Consider the following 6,739-nt stretch of genomic DNA (forward strand, 5'->3'; position numbering starts at 1 on the left):
TGGAAGCACATTCATATTTTGAATGTTCATCATGGATATCTATAGTTTTTTCAATATCCTTTACTTCTGAATAATATTGTTCTTTATTTTCTTTCATGAATTCATTTACGCTAAAATCTCCACCAAAATTAATAATATGAACGTTGTTATTTTCTGGATGTACTTCTTCACCTCTAGCAATAAGCATATCAAGATCAATATCTTTATAACTCTCTTGGCACTCTATGGAAGGATAATATTTCCTGTGATCGGTTAATGCCATAAAATCAAATCCGATTTTTCTACATGACGCAGTTACAAATCCAGGGGATTCCTTACCATCCGAGTGATGGCTATGCATATGTAAGTCACCTTTATATGGTATTCTATTAAATAAATCTGACTTGACAGAATAGAAGTTGAAGGTGTAAGATTTCTTAGTTGCAGTATCAGTGATTTTAATTATATGTTCTTGCTCTCCTGTAAAATGTTGAGTCAGTCTAATAACACCATCTTTTGCTCTGACCATATACTTTTCTTGATAGTTATATTCACCAATAGTAGAAAAATGTTCTAAAGGATAATAAGCGACTTCTATATCGGTATCAGAATCAAAAGTCTCGTATTTTGCTAATGGTTTGATTTTAATTTCAGCAGTTGTATCAGAAAGTATAATCTTTGGGGTAACCTCAAAAAACGTAATTCTTCTTCATGGATATCCTCCTAAAGCTGTGCATGATGTTACTTAGTTAATTAAAAATAGTTAAACTTTTTGTACCAAATCTATTGACATAAGTCCATAAAGGAGGATTATCTGATATAGTTACAGCAAAAATATAAAAAGATAACTTCTTAATAACATAAAATAAGTCCTTAATTGAGGTTTACATTTTGAAAGATTTTTTCTCTTTACTAAATGTACAAGGTGAATTCGCTTATATATGAATTTTAACAGTCGACGGTTAAGTTCAAAAAAAATATTTTGAAAGGAAGTAAATAATATGGGAACATTTTCAACAACAATTAAGGAACATTATAACAATATCTCGTATACTGATGGAGGCAAGACCTATAGTGATGTCAAAATTTTTAAGACAAATCCAGCAACCGAATCAATTGCAGCAGCTATTTATCAAAACGGTAATAAGCAGATGATGGAAAACACGAATCCTTCTGGTATAAATCCTTCAGATGTAATCGCAAAAACAAACGGAGGAGCAATGGAATATGGGGAACATGGGGATGCTTTTTATGGCATAGCATATCAAGACGGTCACCTCTACATTTCCGGATATTCAACAAACTCTTCAGACCCTGTTTTTGATACTTTGAGAATAAACTACTATCCATCTTTTTGCGTAAAGACTGACGGTACTGCAACAATCAGGTGGTTTTCAAGCCGTACAAGCCTTCAAACAGCCTTACCATATATTAGTACGATAATTGCAGCATCCCAACCGTTAGTCTATACTGATAAGTCCGTATTTGAGCATACTCTCTTTGATCAATATGATGGAGGACACCAAATTTTAAATCCTGCAGATTTAAATGACACAAATTACCATTATTGGGATAGGTACTGTAACAACACAACGAATAGTAAGTCCAATAGGACTTTTCTTGGTCATAAACCTGACGGATCTTTTTACATGGTTTGTGTATGCCCTGCTAGAATGTCATTACCTGTTGGTGCAAAACTCATGCTTGATTTAGGCTGCGATTATGCAGTCAATCTGGATGGGTCAGGAGGAGTAAAAATGCGTGTTGCCTCTGGATATACCAATGGATTTACCTCAGGTCAAATGACTCCTGGCGGTACTGATTGGTTCGGAGAAGTAGTATGTGCATACCTAAAATAATTATATATCACAGGCAGTAAATTATCAAAACCCCCAAATTTCTTATGAAATCTGGGGGTTTTATAACGTGAAAACAAAAGTCTAAACCTAGAATCCTATGATAATCTTTGATACCTTTCCATTATATATTTCAACTGAAAATTGATCATCATAATGGATGGTTCTTAATTCTTTTTCATCCACCATTTCAACAAAAAAATCAGTCACCCATTTATCATTCCCATACAAATCCCAATATTTTTCTATACTGTCACCTACTCTTAAACCCCTTGGGGTCTTATACTTATCCGTTATTAAGACTATTTTTACTATTTCTTTAAAATCTTTTTGTACCTCTGATACTTCATTCGTTGCAAGTGTGAACTCCATATCCCCGTCGGTATAGACTTCAACCTTAAGTAAACCATCTTCAGATTGATCTATAATCCGACCAGTTGTTTTAAATCTGTCTCTAATATCTTTATCAAGGGAATTGAAATTGGTACCAATTGTAAATTCTTCCACACTGAGTTCCTTAATAAAGAAAGAAAGAATAATTCTATTTCGTTCTACATTCCACCTTGTCCTAGCCGAAAAACAAAAAGAAAAATATTCCGTAGGAATAAAAGTTTTACCATTTTTCACTATAGGAACATAATGTTCTAGTTTTTCAGGTTTTAGAAAGGTCGGAACAATGCGAGCTTCCTCTGTATCCTTGAGAATCCTTGCTTTTCCGATCCATATTTTTGAAAAAACTCCCGTATCATTTGGTCTTTTTAGTGCCATTAGAACAGCTTGCTCATCTGGTATATATGCTACAATCCCACCGCATAAATTGATAATTTCTCTAAGCGGAACATAAACAGTACCATTTTCGAAAAAAGGTGCATTATTTAAAGTTATTGGTTCGCCGTTTAACAAAGCTTCATTACTATTCACAGCCATACTTATGCATATACCATTGGTGCTATCATTTTCAAGTGCAGCAACAGGTAACGCATGAGCAAAAAAACTAACCATTATGCTAGCAAAAATAATTTTTTTAAATTTGTTTACCATATAAACCTCCTATTTTTTAATCCATAATTTATATATTGTTAGACACATTGCAGAAAATGACACCCTCTTCTAATTTTACACTTTACTTTTACCCCCCTCTTTTTTCTTTGTCATATTCCTCTTTATTCTTTTAGTAATTTATTCTTTTAGTTCATCCAGTTCCTCAAGTGTTTAAAAATAGTACCTTATATGACAGCCACCAGGATGAACATCATTATCACTTTTACACACTTCGTAAAAACTACAATTAATATAGTAAGAGTAATCATTTTCTATAAAAACCAATACATATATACATTTATTTTATGAACTAGTTGTTATGTATCTTCTACCATTATATCATATTTTCGTAATTGATTTAATATTTTTTATTATATAGACAAACATACAAATGTGTTATATTTATTTATTCTAAAATTAACTTATTTATATATTAAAAGCTATGGAATATTAATTTTTTATATAGAATATAATTATCCTTCTGGGAGTTAAATATAAACAGGTTAAACTGTATAAAAATTTCCAATATTGGTAGAACAGGTCTGATGCTATTTCTTTCAAATGTTTAGTGTATTGAGCAACAAATATATTTGATGCCTTCTGAATAAAAATTAATGGGGTTGTCGGAAAATAACGTTTTTCGATACTTCTAAATAAAAAAACAGCGAACCAATAAAAATCAACATCTAAAATCGATGACGAATTTATGGGTTTTGTTTTTTGCCTTTTTTTATTATCGCTTAAAATATTTTTATGCATCACAATCAAAGTTGCCTATTGTTTTAGATAACCTTTTTACTTATGCTGCCGTTTCTGCTGTTTTACCTTCTAATTTTTGAATTTTACCCGTTATGAAACGGTGATATTTATTTAGGTTTCTTGCCATTGTGTAGAGCATGAATTCTTTATATACTTTTTCTGAAGAGCGATAATTAAATCGCCTGAATTTATCATTTTCTTTTATATCACCAAAATGTCACTCTGTCTGAATAGAACGAATTTGTCTGTTTAGGACACCTTCTTCACTTTGGATATTTTGGTTAGAATCCATTTTCAGCGCTTCCCATTGTTCATTAATTTTCATGACTTTATTTCGATTGGCATCCTTGGCTTCATTATATTTATATAAACAATTAGCTTTGTGAATACAGCTTCTACAGTCACTACAAGCATAGACTTCAAAAGTTCTTTCAAATCCATCCTTTTTATGTGTTTCTGTCCGTTGATATTCTAGTATTCTATTGTCAGCACAACGGTAATAATGGGTGTTTTCGTATATCAGAGAGGTCATATTATAGTATTTTCCAATATCATTTTGATAGGCCTTTGTTTTCATTTTCTCATGGGTTTGTAATTTAATATAACTCTTTATGTTGTTTTCTTTTAAAAACAACAAGTTTTTCTCGCTACAATAACCACTATCAGCTGTTATCGTTTAGGATAATGATCCAGTGCTGTTTTATGCTTGCTTAAAACTGGAACTAACGTATTGTAATCCGTTCTGTCATTGCTAATATAAGCATGGAGCATGGACAATAAAATAATTTTCTACCGCTATCTGTACATTTTAAGCAGGTTTAAGCTGCCCATTTAATGTAAAACTGTTTTTCAGAATTTAAACAAAAAGTTATTTACCTCAATAAAATTCTTCTACTTTCTATGTTTTTATTTCAATTCATGCATATCTCATCAATAATAAAAGTGAATAATATTAATATATTTATATTGATGCCCATGATAATATATATTATAGAAGTGTATTGCGTAATTTACTAAATATATTTATATAATACTAGTTATATGCTTAAAATTATACTTTTTTACAAGTTAATATGTTATAAATAATTAAATGTATAATTAAAGAAAAACATATAAAAATTAAGTTTACAAAATATATAATATTTCCTCTTTATTTGTAAAGGGGGAAATTTTTTATGAACGATATACATTTATTAATAAAAAATTATAGAAATGATGGGGATGAAACATATTTAGTACAAATAATAGAAAGATTTAAACCGATTATACAAAAATATTCAAGGTTATTGAAATATGAAGATGCTGAAAATGAATTGATAGAGCATTTAATTATTTGTATAAAGAACATTCCATTAACTACTGAGGGGAAACAAGTAAATTATATAGTACAATGTGTCAAAAACAAATATATATATCTTTCAAAAAGAAGTAATAAACTCAAAAATGAAATATCATCAAATTTAATTGATATTAAACCTAAAAGCGATTCAATAAATCCGATAATCATAGAGATGTATATGGCTATTGATGAACTTCCAAAAGAAGAGAAATCCGTGATAATTAATAGGTATTTTTATGGGTATTCAGATAAGGAAATCAGTAAATTTCACAATGTTTCAAGACAAGCTATTAACAAATTAAGGAGAAAAGCTTTGAAAACTTTAAGAAAACGAATGGAGGAGGTATATTAGTTGGAATCAGAGATATTAAAAGTAGCCATTACTCAAGGGTTATGGGCTACCCTATCAGTAATTTTAATATTCTATATACTAAAGTCACAGGAGAAAAGAGATATAAAACAAGAAAATAGAGAAAAAAAATATCAAGAAATAGTAAGTAAATTGACAGAACAACTATATATAGTAAAAGACATACAAGATGATATTAAGGAATTAAGGAATTCTAGATAGAGTATTTAATTTAAGAAAAAAGGGGCTGTCTCAAGGACTTTTCCGAAATGACAAACCTCTAGATTAAAAATATAGTGAGTCAATCTTCTGTTTTCTAGTAAAACAATGGAGGCTCACTTGTTTTTTTGCATCATTGTTAGAGATTCATAGAATCTCATAATATTGCTATATCTTTAAGTAGATTATGCAATTTTTTATAAATGTCAACATCAAAATGTATAAAAGTTCCAACATGAAAAAGCATAAAAATTTCAAGGTGTTTAGGATCGTTTGTATAGAGTATTATTTTTACCATCTTGAACATAGTCCAACACATCTTTGGTCCTATAAGAGGGTCCAATTATCTTAATGATATGCGAATGATGCAATAATCTATCAAGTATTGCATTAGCTAAGGTTATGTCAGAAAAAACTTCTCCATTTGCTAAATGGTTGATTCGTAGGTAATTGTAGAATTATTTTCATAGCGTTTTGTAATCAGTTGGAAGAAGAGGTTGGCACCAAGTTGGTCAACTGGTAGATAGCCTATTTTCATCAATTATAACAACTTTGTATTTACTATAATGCTTTAGTCTTGTTTCTAGACGATTTTCATGATAGGCTTTCCTAAGATTCTGTATTAAATCATGGCATGTTATCAAATAGGTTAATTGCCTATTACTTGCAGCTTCTATACCTATTGCAGTTGCAAGATGTGTTTTACCTACTCCAGGGGTACCGTAAAAGAGGATGCTTTCTTTCTATTCCAAAAATCTTTAAGTACATAAATCCATAATCTGTGCTTTTTCAACTGATGGTTGAAAATCATAGTCGTATTCGTCAGCTCGCTTCACAAAGGGAAAGCCTGCTACACTTACTTGTATTTTTGATGCCATTTCATTTTTATGAATTATCTCTTTATCGGTAAGGTGGAGTAGCGCATCTAATACGCTAACCCCTTCCTATAATTAAAACTTTAAAAGAACAAGGTTATAGATTTGGTGATTTATACGAAGTTGAATAAATTAATTAATATGCAGGTAAGCTAATTAAAAGGCTTTGCAGAATAAAATAAATAAGAAGCTGTCAGAGTATATTTGTTGATTCTTGTATAAACAGAAAAATGTATGCTCTGACAGCTTCATTTTATATTTAAGTAAACAGAATCAGTTGTAATACCAATATTTTGAAAAAAGTTTATTGTATAGGTCATTG

General features: G+C 30.2%; 7 protein-coding genes and 2 pseudogenes. 3 read left to right on the top strand and 6 right to left on the bottom strand.

Annotation, left to right across the window (positions count from 1 at the left end; genetic code table 11):
• Positions 1 to 508, bottom strand: a 508-nt coding sequence (locus tag AACQ14_RS23260; protein ID WP_339365940.1) for a PHP domain-containing protein, incomplete at its 3' end; no start/stop codon positions are given.
• Between the two features lie 472 nt (positions 509 to 980).
• On the opposite strand from AACQ14_RS23260, the gene AACQ14_RS23265 reads away from it, so the two are divergent.
• A complete protein-coding gene (locus AACQ14_RS23265) occupies positions 981 to 1,838 on the top strand; it encodes a phosphodiester glycosidase family protein (protein ID WP_339365941.1) in 858 nt (285 codons plus the stop codon).
• Positions 1,839 to 1,925: 87 nt separating this feature from the next.
• On the opposite strand, the gene AACQ14_RS23270 is transcribed toward AACQ14_RS23265, so the two are convergent.
• Together AACQ14_RS23270 and AACQ14_RS23275 are read right to left on the bottom strand one after the other, a co-directional pair.
• Positions 1,926 to 2,876, bottom strand: coding sequence for a stalk domain-containing protein (locus tag AACQ14_RS23270; RefSeq protein WP_339365942.1), 951 nt, complete (start codon positions 2,874 to 2,876; stop codon positions 1,926 to 1,928).
• Between the two features lie 799 nt (positions 2,877 to 3,675).
• Positions 3,676 to 4,488: pseudogene (locus AACQ14_RS23275) on the bottom strand (transposase); the annotation flags it as partial.
• Positions 4,489 to 4,810: 322 nt separating this feature from the next.
• On the opposite strand from AACQ14_RS23275, the gene AACQ14_RS23280 reads away from it, so the two are divergent.
• Positions 4,811 to 5,326, top strand: a complete 516-nt coding sequence (locus AACQ14_RS23280; RefSeq protein WP_339365943.1) for an RNA polymerase sigma factor — start codon at positions 4,811 to 4,813, stop codon at positions 5,324 to 5,326.
• Positions 5,327 to 5,545: a BhlA/UviB family holin-like peptide gene (locus tag AACQ14_RS23285; RefSeq protein WP_113675744.1), complete on the top strand. Its 219-nt coding sequence runs from the start codon at positions 5,327 to 5,329 to the stop codon at positions 5,543 to 5,545. It begins immediately after the preceding gene.
• A 260-nt stretch (positions 5,546 to 5,805) separates the two neighbouring features.
• Here AACQ14_RS23285 and AACQ14_RS24785 read toward each other — a convergent pair whose 3' ends face one another.
• From AACQ14_RS24785 to AACQ14_RS24795, 3 genes and pseudogenes are all read right to left on the bottom strand, one after another.
• Complete coding sequence (locus AACQ14_RS24785) at positions 5,806 to 5,982, bottom strand: ATP-binding protein (protein ID WP_353514032.1); 177 nt, start codon at positions 5,980 to 5,982, stop codon at positions 5,806 to 5,808.
• Positions 5,970 to 6,080, bottom strand: coding sequence for an ATP-binding protein (locus AACQ14_RS24790; protein WP_353514031.1), 111 nt, complete (start codon positions 6,078 to 6,080; stop codon positions 5,970 to 5,972). Before AACQ14_RS24790 ends, AACQ14_RS24785 begins: the two co-directional genes overlap by 13 nt.
• A pseudogene (locus AACQ14_RS24795) lies at positions 6,055 to 6,468 on the bottom strand (ATP-binding protein); the annotation flags it as partial. The pseudogene AACQ14_RS24795 and the gene AACQ14_RS24790, both read right to left, overlap by 26 nt.
• Between the last annotated feature and the right edge of the window lie 271 nt (positions 6,469 to 6,739).

Origin of the sequence: Vallitalea maricola (genome assembly GCF_036985595.1) — a bacterium.
Classification (GTDB): Bacteria; Bacillota; Clostridia; order Lachnospirales; family Vallitaleaceae; genus Vallitalea; species Vallitalea maricola.

Excerpts from the sequence above, each read along its gene's own strand:
- AACQ14_RS23265 (WP_339365941.1), top strand. The coding sequence starts at position 981 with ATGGGAACATTTTCAACAACAATTAAGGAACATTATAACAATATCTCG.
- AACQ14_RS23270 (WP_339365942.1), bottom strand. The coding sequence starts at position 2,876 with ATGGTAAACAAATTTAAAAAAATTATTTTTGCTAGCATAATGGTTAGT.
- AACQ14_RS23280 (WP_339365943.1), top strand. The coding sequence starts at position 4,811 with ATGAACGATATACATTTATTAATAAAAAATTATAGAAATGATGGGGAT.
- AACQ14_RS24790 (WP_353514031.1), bottom strand. The coding sequence starts at position 6,080 with ATGAAAATAGGCTATCTACCAGTTGACCAACTTGGTGCCAACCTCTTC.